Here is a 16,119-nt window from a genome sequence, read left to right on the forward strand (position 1 = left end):
CTTTTGTTACCTCCGGTGGTTTAAGGATTTCATCCTTAAAAATCCTCTCATGGGGAGGGACGCTCGGGAGTCACGCGAGTGGCACAACATCGGTCGCACACCACCCCAACAACGCCTACCATATGGGGATTCTTAAGGGAATCATTCCCTTAAGTCGCCGAAGGCAAAAAAAGCTTAGCGCCAGACCACCCGGTTTGCCTGTTATAAATCCACAAGCTCCACATCGGTGGGGTTGATGGTGTGTCCGAGGAAGAGGCCGCCGGTTCTGGCGAAGCGGTTGACGCTGTCGGTGGCGAGGAAGTGGTTGGAGCCGCAGCGTTCTTGGCGGCCGAGGCCGATACGCTGGAGTTCGGCGGCGACGGCGTCGGCGGTGGTGGCGGCGGAGTCGACGATGGCGACGCCGGGGCCGACCACGTTGGCGATGGCGGCGCTGAGGAGGGGGAAGTGTGTACAGCCGAGAACGAGGCTGTCTGGCGCGGATTGTCCGGAGTTGAAGATGGGGTCGAGGTAGCGCGCGGCGATGCCTTCGACGAGGGGGCCGTCGGTCCAGCCTTCTTCGGCGAGGGCGACGAACAGCGAGCAGGGGATGCCGACAACGTCGGCGTCCGGGCGCAGGCGGGTAATGGCCTGCTGATAGGCTTGTCCGCGAATGGTGCGTTCTGTGGCGACGACGGCGATGTGCCCGGTGGCGGAGGCGTTGACGCTGGCGCGCGCGCCGGGTTCAACAACGCCGATGACCGGGATGTCCGGATATTCGGCCCGCAGGGCGTCGAGGGCGACGGAGCTGGCGGTGTTGCAGGCGATGACGAGGGCTTTGATGCCGCGCTCCACGAGGCGCGCCGAAGCTTGCAGGGCGTATTTGGTGATGGTGTCCGGGCCTTTGGTGCCATAGGGCAGGCGCGCGGTGTCGCCGAGATATATAAGGTCTTCGCAGGGCATGCGGTTGCGCATGGCCTTGAGAACGGTCAATCCGCCCACGCCGGAGTCGAAAAGACCGATGGGGAGTTCGCTACGGTTCATGTTGAGGCTCGTGTTGGAATGTCTTGAAGGCCGAGGCCAACCCCCGGCGGTGGTGGCCGATAGTGCTCCGACGCGCGGCGGGAGTCAATGCCCGAGTGCGGCGAGGGGGAGCATGAACGGGCGCGGAGTTTGATAGCGGCGGGGGATTGCCGTATGCAGGGTGAAGACGAACACACTGAGTGATTTGAAGGAGTTGGACCAATGCAGACAACCACGCCCCTGCGTGATGATGAACTCTATGGCCTGCTGGACTTCCTGCGCCGCGCCGAAGCGCTGAAAAGCACGATGCGCACAACGTGGACGCGCACGGGCAGGCAGGAGAGCACGGCGGAACATAGCTGGCGGCTGAGCCTGTTTGCCATGCTCGTAAGCCGCAGATACCCGGAGCTAAATGCGAAGCGCCTGTTGGAACTCAGCATCGTGCATGACCTTGGCGAGGCGATCAACGGTGATATCCCCGCGCCGGAGCAGTGTGGGGACAAGAGCGATGGCGAGCGCGCGGACTTTGAGGAGCTGATTCGCCCGTTGGATGACGGGACGAGGAGTTGGCTGCTTAAGCTGTGGGAGGACTACGAATACGCCAGAACGGCGGAAGCGCGCCTCATCAAGGCGCTGGATAAGCTGGAAACCGTGCTCCAACAGGCTCAGGGAACGAACCCGCAGAGCTTCGACTATGCCTTTAACCTTGAGTACGGCACGAAGTATACGAACGTGGACGACTTTATCCGCGCGATACGCGAGGCCGCGGACGCGGAAACGCAAAACTGCGTCTACGCGCGGCAGGCTGCGCGTGGTGAACGCGTGGGTGAGGAAGGCCGCTGAGCACGGCGGTCAGGGCTGTGAAGAGGGCGTAGCGAACGGGGCGGGGCGGATGTGCGCCGAAGCTGCCGGGGCGCACAGGGCGGGCTAGAGCTTGTTGACCTTCTTGCCGGAGTACACAAAGCCCTTCTTGACCATCTTGTAAAAACTGCCTTTGTCGTGCCCCACGATTTGCCCGCAGGGGCAACGGATGCGGTCGCCGTCCACCTCGGCATCCAGCATTTTATCAATGCGGGCCTTGTGGCAGCGCAGCACTTCGCCTTTACCGAGCTTGTTGTATTTCCAGAGTTTGGTCTTGCAGCGGGAGCAGCGGATGGTGAGCATGACGGGTGCTGGTTGCCTCGTACGTTGCGGTTTGGGGAAATTGGGCCGAAGGCGCTGTTATTTTTGACATGGCGCTGTTTCGGGCATAAGCATGTCGGTTCCGATAACTCAACCGTAGAGGATTTGCCAAATGTTTACGCATGCCATTGTCCGCACGCCTTGCGAGGGGTTTGCAGACGGCATCACCACGGCCTGTGAGCTAGGTGTGCCTGATTATTCCCTGATGCTCAAGCAGCATGCGGCATACGTGGACACGCTTCGAGGTCTTGGCTTGACGGTGGACGTTCTGCCCGCCGAGCCGGACTTTCCGGACGCGCACTTTGTGGAGGACGTTGCTGTGGTGACCCCGGAGGTCGCCGTTATTACCAACCCCGGCGCCACGGAGCGCAACGGCGAGAAGGAGCGCATCGTCCCTATCCTTGAAGAACGGCGACCCCTTGTGCGTATTGAAGCACCGGGTACCGTTGACGGCGGCGACGTGTTGCAGGTGGAGCGCCAGTTTTTCATCGGCGTCTCTGGCCGCACCAACGAGGCGGGCGCGAAGCAGCTTGGTGATATCCTGACGGCTTACGGCTATACCTGCACGCTGGTCCCCGTACGCGAAGGACTGCACTTGAAGTGCGGTGTGACGTCCCTTGGTGGCAGTGATCTGCTGATAACGCAGGAGTTTGCCGCGCGTGAGGAGTTTTCTGGCTACACGCTGCATGTTGTGGATCCGGATGAAGAGTACGCCGCCAATGCACTGTACATCAACGGCACCGTCATTACGCCAGCGGGCTTTCCGTCCACGCGGAAAATACTTGACGGGCTGGGTCGCAATGTAGTCGAACTGGACATGACGGAAACCCGCAAGATGGATGGCGCGCTGACGTGCCTCTCGCTGCGGTTGTCGTGAAGATAGCGCTTACAAATTTGTCAAATAATGATTAGAACTTGTCAAAAGTGCTTTTGACAGTATATTGCCACTATTTGTCACGGAGTATGAGTCATGGATGCCTTTAAGGACAGATACAAGAGAGAGGCCGTCGAGGTCCACTGCCCGACACACAAGATTTCCCAGGTTATCTACCTTCCGGAAGAGGAGATGCCGGCCTGCCCGGTGTGCAAGAAGAAGATGATTATCAAGGAAATTCTGACAGAAGGGAAGTATTGACCTTTTTGTAGACATCCTGCCCTTTCCCCGCCACGGGGATCACTGATCAACATCGCATAGGAGGTCCGCGGATGCATTTTGCCAAAAAACTGCTTCTGGTCGCCGTCTGCATTTTCGCGCTGGCCGGACAGGCTTTCGCCGCCGACATTGAGCTTGCTCAGAAGTCCACCATCGAGTCCATCCTCAAGCGAGGCACCCTGCGTGTCGGGCTGGAGCCCGGCTATGCACCCTTTGAGATGACCGACAAAAAGGGCCGCATCATCGGCTTTGACGTTGACCTCGCCAAGGAACTGGCCAAGGCCATGGGCGTGCGTCTGGAAATCGTCAACACCGACTTTGATGGCATCATTCCCGGCCTCTTGTCCGACAAGTACGACGTCATCATCTCCGGCCTGACGCTGACGCAGGAAAGAAATCTGCAGATTTCCTTCCCCCAGCCGTATCTGACCATCGGTCAGGCCATTCTCATCAACAAGAACCTCAAGGATGAGATCAAGAGCTACCGCGATCTCAACGACGAGAAGTACACCGTGGCCTCCTGCATTGGCACCACGGGTGAGATGGCCGCCAAGCGTATGATGCCCAAGGCGCGCTACAAGTCCTTTGATAAGCAGCCCGACGCCGCCATGGACGTGGCCAACGGCCAGTCCGACGCCTTTGTGTACGACCTGCCCTACTGCGTGGTCTTTATGGCCCAGCAGGGTGGCAAGAACCTTGTGCTGCTGGACAAGCCCTTCACCTACGAGCCTATGGCCATCGGCATCCGCCGCGGCGATCCGGACTTCCTGAACTTCCTGAACAACTTCCAGGATCAGTTGAAGGCCGACGGCCGCTACGACCGCATCTACAAGAAGTGGATTCAGTCGACCTCCTGGTTCAATAAGATCCAGTAGGCCACAAAAAAAAGCTGACATATCGCCCCGCGTGCTCTTGAAAAGGGCGCGCGGGGCGATTATTGCAGACATCTGCGTTTTGCGCCGGTGCTTTTGCGCATGCCTCCGGAGCTTCCGGGGGCATGCGCAAGCGCGCCGGAAGCGTGCTTGAAGGAAATCTGTGCGCCCCGATGACGCGGGGCGAAAAGGAGCGTGAAGACAGAATGTCACTCTATCCCGGTTTGGACCGGCCCAGAAGCCCGCACTACAAGCGGTTCTGGACGGCCATGTTTTTTGTTTTGGTAGCATTGACGTGCCTCGGATTGTATGGAGCCACCAAGTATGTCGACTACACGTGGCGATGGTACCGAGTGCCCCAGTACTTCTTCTACCAAGATGAGCAGAACATCCGAACCGAGCTCGATGGCGAAGTGACCGCCGTCGAGCAGTCCAAGAAGGGATACGAGGTTGAGGTCACTGCCATGGATGGCACCGTGGAGGAATACACCGTCCCCGGTCAGGACATCCGCGTCATGGAGGGAGACTTTGTCTACCCCGGCGACACCCTTGGAGTGCATAAGCACTGGAAGGTTGGGCAGTTCCTCATTGGTCTGTGGATAACACTCAAGGTCAGCCTGATGTCCATTGTGATGGGGCTTATCTTTGGTATTGCCACGGGCTTGTTCCGCATCTCCGATAATCCGCTGCTTAAATGGACCGCCATTACGTATATTGAGCTGGTGCGTGGCTCGCCGCTGCTTGTGCAGTTGATGATCTGGTATTACGTCATCGGAACGCTGGTGAACCAGATTCTTGGCGCGTGGAGCCTGCCCAGTGTTCCCGGTATTTGGTTCGGCGCTGTCGGCCTTGCCGCGTTTACGGGCGCGTACACTGCGGAAATCGTCCGCGCGGGCATCCAGAGTGTGCACCGCGGACAGATGGAGGCGGCCCGTTCCCTTGGCATGAATTACTCTCAGGCCATGCGCCGCGTGGTGATGCCGCAGGCTATCCGCCGCATTCTGCCCGCGCTGGCCGGTCAGTTCATCAGCCTTATCAAGGACTCTTCCCTGCTTGGCGTTATCGCCGTGCGTGAGTTGACCAAAACGACCCGCGAGGTGGTGACAACGTCCTTGCAGACCTACGAGATGTGGTTCGTATGCGCCATCTTGTACCTGCTGATGACCTTCACCCTCTCCGTGATCATCCAGTACATGGAACGCAAGGCGGTTTAGCGAAATGATCCGAGTACGCAATGTGAATAAATTCTTCTACGTTCCCGAAAAGATTCAGGCGCTGAGTGACGTCAGTTGCGATGTGTCCGAAGGCGAGGTGGTGGTTGTTATCGGGCCGTCCGGCTCCGGCAAGTCCACTTTCCTGCGTTGCCTGAACCGTTTGGAATTTGCCGACAGCGGCGAAATTGCCATCGACGGCGCGAACGTGCTTGACCCCAAGGTGGACATCAACAAGGTCCGCGCTGAAGCGGGCATGGTGTTCCAGTCTTTCAACCTGTTCCCGCACAAGACCGTGCTGGAGAATCTGGTGATGGCTCCTATGACCGTGCGCGGCGAAGGCCGCGAGGAGTGCGAGGAGCGTGGACGCAAGTATCTGAAAAAGGTCGGCATCGAGAGCAAGTGGAATTCTTACCCCGACCAGCTTTCCGGCGGTCAGCAGCAGCGTGTGGCCATTGCCCGCGCCCTGTGCATGCAGCCCAAGGTCATGCTCTTTGACGAGCCGACCTCCGCGCTGGACCCGGAGATGGTCGGCGAAGTGCTGGACGTTATGAAGGACCTTGCCCGGTCCGGCATGACCATGATTTGCGTGACCCACGAAATGGGCTTTGCCCGCGAGGTTGCCGACCGCGTTATCTTTATGGACGCGGGAGCCATCCTTGAGGAGGGCACGCCGGAGCACTTCTTCCAGAATCCGCAGAACGAGCGCGCGCAGACCTTCTTGAAGCAGATTCTGTAGGGCGTAGCCGTAAGGCGTTATATGCGATATGCGGGGCCGCATTCCTTTTGGGAGTGCGGCCCTTTTTCGTGCGGCGGGGGGCACGCCCTGCCGCCTTTGCTTGTTGACGAGCGGTGATGCGGCAGGCGCGGCGGGGAGTCTGGAAGAGCGGGGAGGAAGGGGAACGCGCGCAGGGTCGGGGTCTTGCGGTGTGGTGAGGGGAGACCAAGGCGCTGGGGGCTGACGTTTAGCCGTGCCGCAAAGGCGAGCATGGGAAGGCGATGAGGCAGGTGCGTTGCGGCGCCGCAATGGCTGGCAGGAGAGGGGATGAGTCTGCGATGCCCGGCGATTGGGTGATGATATGGTAATGCGGGCGTGTTTCCAGACTTGCGGCGCAGTGGGCGTTGGAGTAGCGTGAGCTTATGAGTCTCGTCATTAATGACATAGCCCGTGTGCAGCACGATATCGCCTACGGTCTGCTGCGCGACTGGGTGCGTATGAGCAAGATGTGGAACCGCGAGGACGCCATAGTCAGCGGTGTTGCGCACTTTATTCACGGGCTGGATATGCAGCGCACCATACGTCCGCTCCCGACGCCGGGCGGGTTGCCAACGCCGGATGTTTCCGTGCCCGAGGTCGGGTCCGGGACGGTGTGGACCGGGCGCGTGTAAGCGACAGCACAAGACAAAACGTATGCGGAGTATCTTGAGGAAGATGCTCCGTTTTTTTGCGCCTTGTGGGTGGGTAGGGAAGGAGAGGCTAGGCTCTGGGGTGCTGGATGAGGGGGGCGGCCTTGGCCGGGCCCATTTCCTCAATGTAGGGGCGGATACAGTTGCGCCCGGCGGCTTTGGCGGCGTAGAGCGCTTTGTCCGCCCGCGCAAGAAGGTCGGGCAGGGAGTCGTGCACGGATGTGATGGTGGCAACACCAATGCTTGCAGTGGCCCCCACGCGTTGGCCGTTGTGCGAGACGGAAATATACTCCAGCGTCGCCCGCACGCGCTCAGCAGAGTGGAGCGCCATCTCCAGGTCGGCCTCAACAAGAACGGCCGCGAATTCCTCGCCGCCAATGCGCCCGAAGATGTCGTGCTCGCGCAGGTTTTCTTCACAGGAGCGGGCAATGGAGCGCAGAATTTCGTCCCCGGCAAGGTGGCCGTAGGTGTCGTTGACGCGTTTGAAGTGGTCCACGTCCAGCATCAGCACGGCAAGGGGGCGGTGGAAGCGGATGGCGCGGTCTACCTCGGCCGAGGCGCGGGAGAGAAAGAAGCGGCGGTTGTGGATGCCGGTGAGGGAGTCCGTATGCGCCATGTGGGAGAGGGACTCCACCTGCTGGCGCTTTTCCGTCACGTCCACGACGGTCATAAGGATATGCTCGTCCGGCAGGGTGTTCAGTCGAAATTCCAGATTCTTCACACTGCCATCGGCAACCCGGGCGCGCAGTTCACGCACCACGTGTCCGGGGGTGGAGATGTCGGTAAGCCACTTTTCGTGCAGGTTTCGGCGCGTGGCTTGGTCCGGGTAGAGGCGTTTGGTTCGTTCGCCAGCGTCGGCGATTTTGGTCCATGCGTAGCCGGTTATCCGCTCGTAGGACGAGTTGGCCCAGAGAATATTGGCCGACATGTCCATGATGCAGACGCCAAGAGGCAGCTCTTGGAGAAAACGAAACATGTCGGTTGTAGTAAGGTGCTGAAATCCCTCTGGTATTTCAGTGATGGGCTGGCATGGATGCGTCATGGATGCTCCGGAGAAGGTGTGGCGCGTAACGTGGCTTTAACAAACACAGAATACCATTCTATGCAAGTTTTTCCGGAGTTGCGGACGCGTTTTGCACCGTGGTGACACTGGCCGCGATGCGGGTAAGAGCGTTCTGTATCATGCTGCGGGGGCTGGCAAGGTTCATCCGTTCAAAGCCAGAACCCTCTTTGCCAAAGATGTATCCGTCGTCCAAAAAGACCCGTGCATCCTCAAGCATCAACCGCTTGAGCGCAAGGTCGTCCAGGCCGAGACTGCGGAAATCCATCCACGCCAGATACGTGGCCTCGGGCAGGCGCATGCGCGCGGCGGGGATATTCTGGGCGAGGAAGTCGCGCACGAAGAGCATGCTGCCTTCGATGTACTCCAGCAACTGGTCCAGCCAGTCTTCGCAGTGGTCGTAGGCCGCCTGACAGGCCACCATGCCAAGGGGGTTGGGGTCGTGCATGCCGTTGGCGGCGAGGGTGGTGCGGAAGGCTTTGCGGCGATCGGCGTCCGGCACAAAAATGTTGGAGGTTTGCAGACCCGCAAGGTTGAAGGTTTTGCTCGGGGCCGTGCAGATGACCGCGTCGGCCAGCAGGTGCTGGGGCATGGTGGCGTAGGAGGTGTGGCGGGTGCCAAACAGCGTCAGGTCGCAGTGAATTTCATCCGAGATGACGGTGACGCCGTTGTCGTGGCAAATTTCGCCAAAGGTGCACAGCTCCTCGGCCGTCCACGCGCGACCAACGGGGTTGTGCGGGTTGCAGAGGATGGCGCAGGTGACGTCCGGCTGGGCGGCGAGCTGTTTCAGGCCGTCAAAGTCCATGCGGTAGTGGCCATCCTCTTCACGCAGGGGATTGCGTACAATCCGTCGCCCTGTGGTCTCCGTAGCGCTGAAGAAAGGATAATAGACCGGCGGCTGGACGATGACGCCCTCGCCGGGGGTGGTAAAGGTCTGCACCAGCCAGTGGAGGGCGGGGACAATGCCGGGTGTGGGGACGATGGTCTCCGGCCGGGCGGCCCAGCCGTGGCGGCGCTGCATCCAGCGGCAGACGCTTTTCAGGTAGTCCTGCGTGGCGAGGGTGTAGCCGAACACGCCGTGGCTGACACGCTGCATCAGGGCGTCGGTAATGGCCTGCGGCGCGCGGAAGTCCATGTCCGCCACCCACAGGGGCAGAAGGGCGTCGTCTCCGAAGCAGTCGTCGCAGACGCGCATGGTGTCGAGGTTTTCCCCGGAGGGGACAAGCTGCCATTTGACGGAGCCAGTGCCTTTGCGGTCGATGGGCGTGTCGAAGTCGTAGCGCGTGTTCATTGTGGTGTCTCGTCGCGTGGAGGTGATGCCGCGCAAGCACTGTGTGCGGCGTAACGCCGCGATGATAGACACCTTGCCCGTATGGCGCAAGGGTTCAGGCCAGCCGCGCGGCCCAGGTGGCCAGCTCCTCGGCGTCCACTGCGCCGGCAATTCTGCTCAGCTCCCTGCCGCCGCGGAAAAGCACCGTGGTGGGGATGGAGTCGATGCGGTAGTGCGCGGCAAGGCCTTCCTCGGCCTGTGTGTCCACAGCGGCGGTGAGCATGTAGGGCGCGAGTAGCGTTGCCACGCGGTCGAATTCAGGAACCATGCGGCGGCTGTGCGGGCACCACGGCGCGCGGAAGTTGACAAGAACGGGTAGGGAGTTGCGCAGGGCGTAGCGGGGAAAGCTCTCCCAGCGCAGGGCGACGGGACGTGCCGGAATGAGAGGGGCGCCGCACTTGCCGCACACGGGAGCGCGACCAAGGCGCTGAGGGTCCGCATTGTTGCGGGTCATGCAGGCGGGGCATGGTATGGTCACGGTGGCGTTGGTGGTGCTCATGGCATGCACTCCTTTTCTATGGAGATAGGCATTGGCTATGCGGCTGGCAAGCGTCGGTCTTTTGCCAAAAAACCGAGTGAGCACCCGGTTTTTAACGTAGTGGCGCGCCGTTTTGTCTGTAGTAGTCCGACCAAGGTGCTGGGATTACCGTTGTTGCAGGCGCACATTCTTTGTGGGTGGAAAATATGACTGGTGAAAAATTTGGTAAATTCGTTGCCAAGATGTTTTTGCAGTTGTAGTGTTTTTCTGTCGCGTAGAAAGTGCATGTGAATGTTTTTTCACTGCATGTCGCCCCGCCGACGGACGCCACGTCTTCCGGGCGATATATACACGATGCGCATGCGGCAAAAAAAGCATGCACAAGGACGTGGCAGGGTGCAAAAAAGCGCACTGTGGCGAGTGTGGAGCCGGCCGGGGCATGTTGTGCAAGGCCGCGCGCCACGACAGAACGATAATCCGGCACCATGGTGGTGTCAGTAGCGCTTTGGCGGTGCCGTACCGAGGCGGTCGGTACGGCAATACAAGAGCGGGGTTGCGACTTATGTCGCAACCCCGCTCTTCGTTGTGGCAGATATGAATGTGGGCGGCATGTCCACAGCGCGGTGCGCGCCGCGCTGTGGAGCACCGGAAAAGGCGTTTAGCTGAGTGTGATGGTCAGCGGTACGGCGTGAAGGCCGGGCGAAATCTCGCGGGTGGAGCCGATGGTCCACTCTGCGGTTTCGGGGCTGTGGCCTGCGGCCTCAGCAATGTCCTGCGCCACCTGCGCTGCGTTGATAACAGGGTGGCGGGAGAAAACCTGCGGCAGGCCGTAGGTCAGATTGCAGGCAAGGCACCGGCCCGGGCGCTGTGCTAGCTGGAATTCAAAGTCAAAGATGCCGTTGTGCTCGCCGCAGAAATGCAGGCGGATGTCGTAGGCGCCTTCACTGCTGTCGCCGAAGAGCGCCTCGAAAAACGCATCGGTCTTTTCGGGCGGAAAGATGGCCCTCAGCCGTTCTTCGTTAAAAACTGTCGTGTATTCGGTCTGCATAGCCTTTGCACCAAAGTGGTTGAACGATACTGGGACTGCCGGAGACGAGGCGCCGCGCGGCAGTCGTGTTGAAAAGCTAGCCCCCGCTACCACGGATGCCGCATGGCGGCAAGTGTGCGTGGGAAGGGTGCGTGGGAAGGGTGCGGGCAGTGGCGTGCGGCTCAGCCGGAGCCGCGTGGTGACGCCCGAGGTGCCCCCGAATGGAGGCCATAGGCAAAATGCGCCTCCCCACAGGGGCTGCGCCGCGGCGCGCTTGACCCGCTTTGCGTCGGGGGGAGGGAAGTTGGTGCGATGTCTGCTGATTTTCTGGACATATTCTCCAAGTTCATGTTTAGTGTTGGTGGGGTGTCATCGCCGTGTAACTCTCATGATACATGGCTGTAACGTGTAGCGTTTTTGTCATGCTGGCCTTTGAGCGGTGTTGAGGTTGAGGGGAGTCGGAAACCATATGAAGGACAGGGGGCGTGGTGAGGTTGTCCGTTTTGCATATGGCTGGTGTATTCTGTGCTGTATTCTGTATGGTTCTGGCACTTTGTGGATGCCGCCAAGAGCTGCCGCAGAATATACTGCGTAATGGCTCCTTTGAGCAGGGCCTGGAAGGGTGGACCCTTCAGCGCGGGGTGTCGCCGAAATTTGCGCGGTTCCATCCCGATGACTCGGTTGGCGTTACTTCTCGCCCCATTACGTTCCGTTTGCGCCCACGCTTCTACGACCGTCCCATCACATTCGGCTACCGTCTTGACCAGATGGACGGGAACCTCGCCAAGCTGACCTGCCGGTTTAAAATTCAAACCAAGGACGACCGTGATGTCATGGTTTCCTATGTCCTGTATGGGGCGGGGGACTATTGGGCCAACGAAAATACCTACGCCCATGATCATCTGTTTATAACCCATGTGACGAATGGGACGCTCCATGAAGACCGTGAACTGCGCGTTGAGAGCCTGACGCAGGTGATTGAAACGTTTTTGGTGGAGCATCCGGAGATTGATTTCACCTTCACCGGCATCAAAAGCGCCACGTGTAGCATAGAGATTTGGTCCGAACGCGGCGAGGAGCCGCTTCGCGCGGTGTTGACGGGCCTGAAGCGGTACATGGGACCGGTGTGGCGTGAGGTTGCCAGCAAGGTCATGGATACCAGCATTATTACTCTGGACGCGATGGCCTCACCGGAGGATCCGCTCATTAAGCGCTTCATCTTTAAGCCATCGGATGGAGAGCGATGCTACAACGCCCATATTTTGACGGCGCGGTGCTTTCAAAAAGTGCAAACCACACCGGGACAGCGTTATCTGCTGGTCTTCGATACCAAGAATCTGCTGGGGACAACCGGGCCGTATATTGAAGTGCGCGGCGAAGACGAGCGCCGCATTGCCCACCGCAAGGTGAGCCTCGCCATTGCCCAGAACGATTGGGTACGGAGCGGGCTGGTCTTTACCAGTCCCGGCGGGACGGTGAGCGTGGGGATGCCCAATACGCGCGCCTTTAAGCATCAGTACGTGTACGCCAATTTTTTTGACAATATGGCGCTGTATCCGGTGACGGACGACACGCTTCCTTTGCTGCTTGAGCGCGAGGGCCTCCAGATGCAGGAGGACGGCGCGGTTACGGAGCGCCCCCTGTTGATGGACGAGGTGTACACCGCCGAGGAGATGCGCACCATGCAGGAGGAAGCCGCAGCCCTTGGTATTCCCGTCTACGCCATCACCGTGGACCTGCCAGAGCTGTGGCGGCCCGAAAACATCCTCGAATGGCGTGGTGACGCCCCGTACAAGATGCTCCCCGGCTACCGGAATATGCAGTCGGCAAAGCTGTCCGTTGATGGCTCCGCGCCTGTGGACATCCGTATGAAGACGCGCGGGTTTGGCGTGGGGCACCATTTTGCACGTACCAAGTCGTGGCGCATCAACTTCGCCAAGCGCCACCGGGTGGACCTTATCCGTCCCGTGTGCCGCTCCTTCATTGGAGAGGCATGGGCGCAGCGCGTTGCGCAGGGCATGGGGCTGACTCCTTTGCAAAATGATTTTGTTTACCTCATCATCAACGGCAGGCCGCAGGGGTTGATGTGGCGTATTGACAGGTCCAGCAAAAGTCTGGAGCTGGCGGGCAAGCCCGATGGCAGTGTTTCGGACCTGACGGCAAGCCTGAGCAAAGACCCGAAAGCGGAGCTGACCTACGTGGGCGAGCCGTTTCCGCTGGAAGAGGTTGTGTCCGTGGATATTAAGCCCTCCAAATCCTTCCGCAAGCGCTATCCCACGGAGCATATTGTGGGCGCGTTCAGCCAGATGCTGGAGGCGGATGACTACGGCGCCTTCTCGCAGTATTTCGAGCCGGACAACATCATTGACCTCGACGTGCTCTCCAACATCCTGTCCAGTTGTCACATCGACTGGATGCATAATGACGTGCTGTTCTGGAACACGGCGTGTGGGCGGTTCGAGATGCTTCCCTATGATGTGCGCATCCAGAATATTGCCCATTCCCGCATGTTCATCCGCCACAACCCATTTATGGATTTTGTCTGTCTGCGGCCCGAAAATTACGCCGTCAAGATGCGCCGGATTTGGGAGCGCGTGTCGTCGGAAGCCTTTGTGCAGCGTTCTCTTGCCACGCTGGATACGCTGTACCAGCAGACGGAACGTGCCCATAAGGCGTCCGTAACGTACGGCTACCATGGTCGCATGTTCCAAAAGCAAGGCAAGCTCGCGTCAACCTATGCGACCCAACGGAACCGCTTTGCGGACCGTGTCGAGTGCCTCAGGCGCTTCACCCAGCGCACCGATGCCTACCGGGCCACATGGCAACGGCTCTCCGGCGGCCCACCGTGGCGTTATCTGCTGGTTGTGGAGCCGCGTGGGGAGTTGGAGCTTCCCGAGTTTTCGCGCGTGAACCTGTACTATCAGGATGCGCTGTTGCTGGCCGAGGATGCCGCCATGAGCCCCGCCCGCGTGGACGAGATTGCCCTTGCGGTGGAGGTTCCCTTCACCGTGCGCGACGCGGCGACGGGGGCGGCCCTTACCGGCGCGAATAGCCAAGATGCACGTCCTGACACGTTGCTACTGCCGGATTTCTACAGGCAGTTCGCCAGCGTGGTGATGTGGCGCTTTCAGTACGAGGCCATGCTCCGCGCCGTGACTGCGCCGCAGGATGCCGACTTTGTGGCTGACAGCTACACCCGGAAGAAATTCCCATATTATCCGCGTCCGGTGACCTTCCTCTATGTCCTCAAGGATGGCGTACGGAAGGATGCGCGCCGCTACAGACGCTTGATGCGCGTTTTGGAACGCTACGGCGTTCTTGCGCCGCGCAGGCGCGCGTTTGTCATTGAGGCGGATTCGCCCGTGCGCCGCGCGGACGTCCGCCTTGCCTTGCGCAGTTCCACCACGGGCGAGGCAGTGCCCTGCGCCGTTACGTCTGCCAAGCGGCGTGAACGTGTGCGCGATTTTGCCGTTGTGGTGAATGCGCAGGCCGAGGCGCAGCGCATTCAGCGCGCGCGGGAGCGGTACCGCATGCCCTTTGCCCATTATCGGGACATCTTCCGTACGGCGGAATCCTTTGTGGCGCGGTATCCGCAGTTTATGGCCGGGGCGGATGGTGCGGTGGTGCTTCCCGAAGGCCAACATACCCTTGAGGGGACCATCGTTGTGCCACAGGGGGTGACGCTGCGCATTGCCCCCGGCGCAGATGTGCGGATGACGCCCAAGTCGTCCCTTGTGTGTTACGGCCCCGTTCAAGCTCTCGGCACACCGGAAAAGCCTATCGTTGTGGACCGGGCGTTTATGGGGCGGCCGTGGGGATCGTTTGCCGTGTTGCGGACGTCGCGCGCGGACTTTGCCCATTGCGTGTTCCGTGGCGGCACCGAGGCGTACGCCAATGGCGCGTACTTTTCAGGCATGGTTGCCGTGCACTACGCGGATGCCAGCTTCCGGCACTGCACCTTTGAAAGCGCCAGCGAGGGTGGCGGTGATGACAGTCTGAACGTGAAGTACGGCCACGCGGTTATTGAGCACTGCTCCTTTGCCGAAAACGGCGCGGACGCCGTGGACCTTGACCTTGTCACGCGCGACTCTCGCATTGAGGACTGCCGCTTTACGGCTAATGCCAACGATGGTGTGGACATCTCAGGCTCACGCGTGGATGTGGTGCGGTGCACCTTTACGGACCATGGAGACAAGAGCGTCAGCGCTGGGGAGCGCTCCACGTTGCGGGTGGTGGACTGCGTGATGCAGCGGAGCGTGCAGGGCGTTACGGCCAAGGACCTCAGCCGCGTGCTTGTACGCGGAACGCGCATAGAGCAGTGCAAGACCGGCGTCACGGCCTATCAGAAAAAAGCCATCTTCGGCGGCGGGACGGTGGTGCTCAAGGAGTGCGCGCTGTCCGGCAATACCATGGACATTGGCGTGCAGGACTATGAGCAGGACAGGGCGCTTCCGTCCGCCGTCTACGCGGTGGGGACGGACTTTCGCACGCGGGGTAAGAGCATCTCGCAGGTGGTCCGCATGCCCAAGAAACAGCTGAGCAAGAAAAAATTCATTCTGGCCCATGCGGAGGGCACCCTTGGGGAGTTTGGCTACCGGTTTGCCACACTGACGGATGCCAAGAACGTTTTTGTCGCGGACTCGGTTGGCGATGTGCCGCACATTGGAGATTTGATCGTCTCCGCAGCAGGGGAGGGCGCGCCATGATTGAACGCATAGAGTACAAGTATTTTGTGGCGCGCTGGAAGTCCGCGTCCCTGCTGAACGATGTGTTCCCGTTTTGCGTGCCGGACCCGCATGCGGCGGAGGACGACTGCACCTATCATGTGGCGTCCGTCTATTTTGATGACATGGAAATGCGGGCCTACCACCAGAAGCTGAGCGGGCAGACGCGCCGGACCAAAGTGCGGGTACGCTTTTACCCTCGCTGCGAGAACTCGCCGTACTTTTTGGAGTTTAAGCAAAAGGTGGGGGACAGGGTGTACAAGGACAAGGCCAGTGTTGCCCCGGACATGGTCTTTGCCACCAAAACCTGCACCCTGTCGGGCGAAACCCTCAGCGACAATGTTGCCATCCTTGCCCGGTATTCCGGCCTCAAGCCTGTGTTGCGCATTGATTACGAGCGCGTTGCTCTGACTTCGCGCACGGACTCGCGCGTGCGCATTACCCTGGACCGCAACGTGCGCTGCGCGCGCATCACGGGGGACGAAATGCCAGAACCCCGCCGCCCGGTCCTGCCGGATGACGTGGCGGTGCTTGAAATCAAGGCGCCTTCGTACATGCCGTTTTTCGCCACACGCGTGGTGGAGAAATACCGCCTGCAACGCCGCGCCATCAGCAAGTATGGCAGCGCTGTGCAGAACCTTGCCGTCAACAGTTCCTTTGTCTTTTAAGGAGAGGT

General features: G+C 60.1%; 15 protein-coding genes. 9 read left to right on the forward strand and 6 right to left on the reverse strand.

Annotated features, from left to right (window positions below; genetic code table 11):
* Positions 1-201: 201 nt before the first annotated feature.
* A complete protein-coding gene (murI, locus tag ACI3L3_RS12945) occupies positions 202-1,020 on the reverse strand; it encodes a glutamate racemase (RefSeq protein ID WP_404845548.1) in 819 nt (272 codons plus the stop codon).
* A 201-nt stretch (positions 1,021-1,221) separates the two neighbouring features.
* On the opposite strand from murI, the gene ACI3L3_RS12950 reads away from it, so the two are divergent.
* Positions 1,222-1,842: an HD domain-containing protein gene (locus ACI3L3_RS12950; protein ID WP_404845549.1), complete on the forward strand. Its 621-nt coding sequence runs from the start codon at positions 1,222-1,224 to the stop codon at positions 1,840-1,842.
* 84 nt (positions 1,843-1,926) lie between these two features.
* Here ACI3L3_RS12950 and ACI3L3_RS12955 read toward each other — a convergent pair whose 3' ends face one another.
* Complete coding sequence (locus ACI3L3_RS12955) at positions 1,927-2,163, reverse strand: hypothetical protein (protein ID WP_404845550.1); 237 nt, start codon at positions 2,161-2,163, stop codon at positions 1,927-1,929.
* Positions 2,164-2,293: 130 nt separating this feature from the next.
* Between ACI3L3_RS12955 and ACI3L3_RS12960 the strand changes: the two genes are divergently transcribed.
* The 6 genes from ACI3L3_RS12960 to ACI3L3_RS12985 all read left to right on the forward strand — a co-directional run bounded on the left by ACI3L3_RS12960 (position 2,294) and on the right by ACI3L3_RS12985 (position 6,806).
* A complete protein-coding gene (locus tag ACI3L3_RS12960; RefSeq protein ID WP_404845551.1) occupies positions 2,294-3,058 on the forward strand; it encodes a dimethylarginine dimethylaminohydrolase family protein in 765 nt (254 codons plus the stop codon).
* A 93-nt stretch (positions 3,059-3,151) separates the two neighbouring features.
* The gene (locus ACI3L3_RS12965) at positions 3,152-3,316 is read left to right on the forward strand and encodes a hypothetical protein (protein ID WP_404845552.1); all 165 of its coding nucleotides are present in this window, start codon (positions 3,152-3,154) and stop codon (positions 3,314-3,316) included.
* Positions 3,317-3,387: 71 nt separating this feature from the next.
* A complete protein-coding gene (locus ACI3L3_RS12970) occupies positions 3,388-4,209 on the forward strand; it encodes a transporter substrate-binding domain-containing protein (protein WP_404845553.1) in 822 nt (273 codons plus the stop codon).
* A 203-nt stretch (positions 4,210-4,412) separates the two neighbouring features.
* Positions 4,413-5,420, forward strand: a complete 1,008-nt coding sequence (locus ACI3L3_RS12975) for an ABC transporter permease subunit (RefSeq protein ID WP_404845554.1) — start codon at positions 4,413-4,415, stop codon at positions 5,418-5,420.
* 4 nt (positions 5,421-5,424) lie between these two features.
* Positions 5,425-6,156 carry an amino acid ABC transporter ATP-binding protein gene (locus ACI3L3_RS12980; protein ID WP_404845555.1) on the forward strand — a complete coding sequence of 244 codons (732 nt, stop codon included), beginning with the start codon at positions 5,425-5,427 and terminating at the stop codon, positions 6,154-6,156.
* Between the two features lie 401 nt (positions 6,157-6,557).
* Positions 6,558-6,806 (forward strand): hypothetical protein, encoded by a 249-nt coding sequence (locus ACI3L3_RS12985; RefSeq protein WP_404845556.1) that lies wholly within the window; start codon positions 6,558-6,560, stop codon positions 6,804-6,806.
* 88 nt (positions 6,807-6,894) lie between these two features.
* Here the strand turns inward: ACI3L3_RS12985 and ACI3L3_RS12990 are convergent, their stop codons facing one another.
* The 4 genes from ACI3L3_RS12990 to ACI3L3_RS13005 all read right to left on the reverse strand — a co-directional run bounded on the left by ACI3L3_RS12990 (position 6,895) and on the right by ACI3L3_RS13005 (position 10,740).
* Positions 6,895-7,800 carry a GGDEF domain-containing protein gene (locus ACI3L3_RS12990; RefSeq protein WP_404845557.1) on the reverse strand — a complete coding sequence of 302 codons (906 nt, stop codon included), beginning with the start codon at positions 7,798-7,800 and terminating at the stop codon, positions 6,895-6,897.
* A gap of 124 nt (positions 7,801-7,924) precedes the next feature.
* Positions 7,925-9,175 (reverse strand): MalY/PatB family protein, encoded by a 1,251-nt coding sequence (locus ACI3L3_RS12995; RefSeq protein WP_404845558.1) that lies wholly within the window; start codon positions 9,173-9,175, stop codon positions 7,925-7,927.
* A gap of 94 nt (positions 9,176-9,269) precedes the next feature.
* Entirely contained in the window at positions 9,270-9,713 is a 444-nt protein-coding gene (locus tag ACI3L3_RS13000) for a thioredoxin family protein (RefSeq protein WP_404845559.1), read from the reverse strand.
* A 637-nt stretch (positions 9,714-10,350) separates the two neighbouring features.
* The gene (locus tag ACI3L3_RS13005; protein ID WP_404845560.1) at positions 10,351-10,740 is read right to left on the reverse strand and encodes a pancreas/duodenum homeobox protein 1; all 390 of its coding nucleotides are present in this window, start codon (positions 10,738-10,740) and stop codon (positions 10,351-10,353) included.
* 518 nt (positions 10,741-11,258) lie between these two features.
* On the opposite strand from ACI3L3_RS13005, the gene ACI3L3_RS13010 reads away from it, so the two are divergent.
* Together ACI3L3_RS13010 and ACI3L3_RS13015 are read left to right on the forward strand one after the other, a co-directional pair.
* Positions 11,259-15,425: a right-handed parallel beta-helix repeat-containing protein gene (locus ACI3L3_RS13010; RefSeq protein WP_404845561.1), complete on the forward strand. Its 4,167-nt coding sequence runs from the start codon at positions 11,259-11,261 to the stop codon at positions 15,423-15,425.
* Positions 15,422-16,111 (forward strand): polyphosphate polymerase domain-containing protein, encoded by a 690-nt coding sequence (locus ACI3L3_RS13015; protein ID WP_404845562.1) that lies wholly within the window; start codon positions 15,422-15,424, stop codon positions 16,109-16,111. The genes ACI3L3_RS13010 and ACI3L3_RS13015 overlap by 4 nt, the downstream gene beginning before the upstream one ends.
* The last annotated feature ends 8 nt before the right edge of the window (positions 16,112-16,119 follow it).

This window comes from Desulfobaculum sp. SPO524 (genome assembly GCF_044987625.1).
Lineage (GTDB): Bacteria > Desulfobacterota > Desulfovibrionia > Desulfovibrionales > Desulfovibrionaceae > Desulfobaculum.

Excerpts from the sequence above, each read along its gene's own strand:
- murI (WP_404845548.1), bottom strand. The coding sequence starts at position 1,020 with ATGAACCGTAGCGAACTCCCCATCGGTCTTTTCGACTCCGGCGTGGGC.
- ACI3L3_RS12950 (WP_404845549.1), top strand. The coding sequence starts at position 1,222 with ATGCAGACAACCACGCCCCTGCGTGATGATGAACTCTATGGCCTGCTG.
- ACI3L3_RS12955 (WP_404845550.1), bottom strand. The coding sequence starts at position 2,163 with ATGCTCACCATCCGCTGCTCCCGCTGCAAGACCAAACTCTGGAAATAC.
- ACI3L3_RS12960 (WP_404845551.1), top strand. The coding sequence starts at position 2,294 with ATGTTTACGCATGCCATTGTCCGCACGCCTTGCGAGGGGTTTGCAGAC.
- ACI3L3_RS12965 (WP_404845552.1), top strand. The coding sequence starts at position 3,152 with ATGGATGCCTTTAAGGACAGATACAAGAGAGAGGCCGTCGAGGTCCAC.
- ACI3L3_RS12970 (WP_404845553.1), top strand. The coding sequence starts at position 3,388 with ATGCATTTTGCCAAAAAACTGCTTCTGGTCGCCGTCTGCATTTTCGCG.
- ACI3L3_RS12975 (WP_404845554.1), top strand. The coding sequence starts at position 4,413 with ATGTCACTCTATCCCGGTTTGGACCGGCCCAGAAGCCCGCACTACAAG.
- ACI3L3_RS12980 (WP_404845555.1), top strand. The coding sequence starts at position 5,425 with ATGATCCGAGTACGCAATGTGAATAAATTCTTCTACGTTCCCGAAAAG.
- ACI3L3_RS12985 (WP_404845556.1), top strand. The coding sequence starts at position 6,558 with ATGAGTCTCGTCATTAATGACATAGCCCGTGTGCAGCACGATATCGCC.
- ACI3L3_RS12990 (WP_404845557.1), bottom strand. The coding sequence starts at position 7,800 with ATGTTTCGTTTTCTCCAAGAGCTGCCTCTTGGCGTCTGCATCATGGAC.
- ACI3L3_RS12995 (WP_404845558.1), bottom strand. The coding sequence starts at position 9,175 with ATGAACACGCGCTACGACTTCGACACGCCCATCGACCGCAAAGGCACT.
- ACI3L3_RS13000 (WP_404845559.1), bottom strand. The coding sequence starts at position 9,713 with ATGAGCACCACCAACGCCACCGTGACCATACCATGCCCCGCCTGCATG.
- ACI3L3_RS13005 (WP_404845560.1), bottom strand. The coding sequence starts at position 10,740 with ATGCAGACCGAATACACGACAGTTTTTAACGAAGAACGGCTGAGGGCC.
- ACI3L3_RS13010 (WP_404845561.1), top strand. The coding sequence starts at position 11,259 with ATGGTTCTGGCACTTTGTGGATGCCGCCAAGAGCTGCCGCAGAATATA.
- ACI3L3_RS13015 (WP_404845562.1), top strand. The coding sequence starts at position 15,422 with ATGATTGAACGCATAGAGTACAAGTATTTTGTGGCGCGCTGGAAGTCC.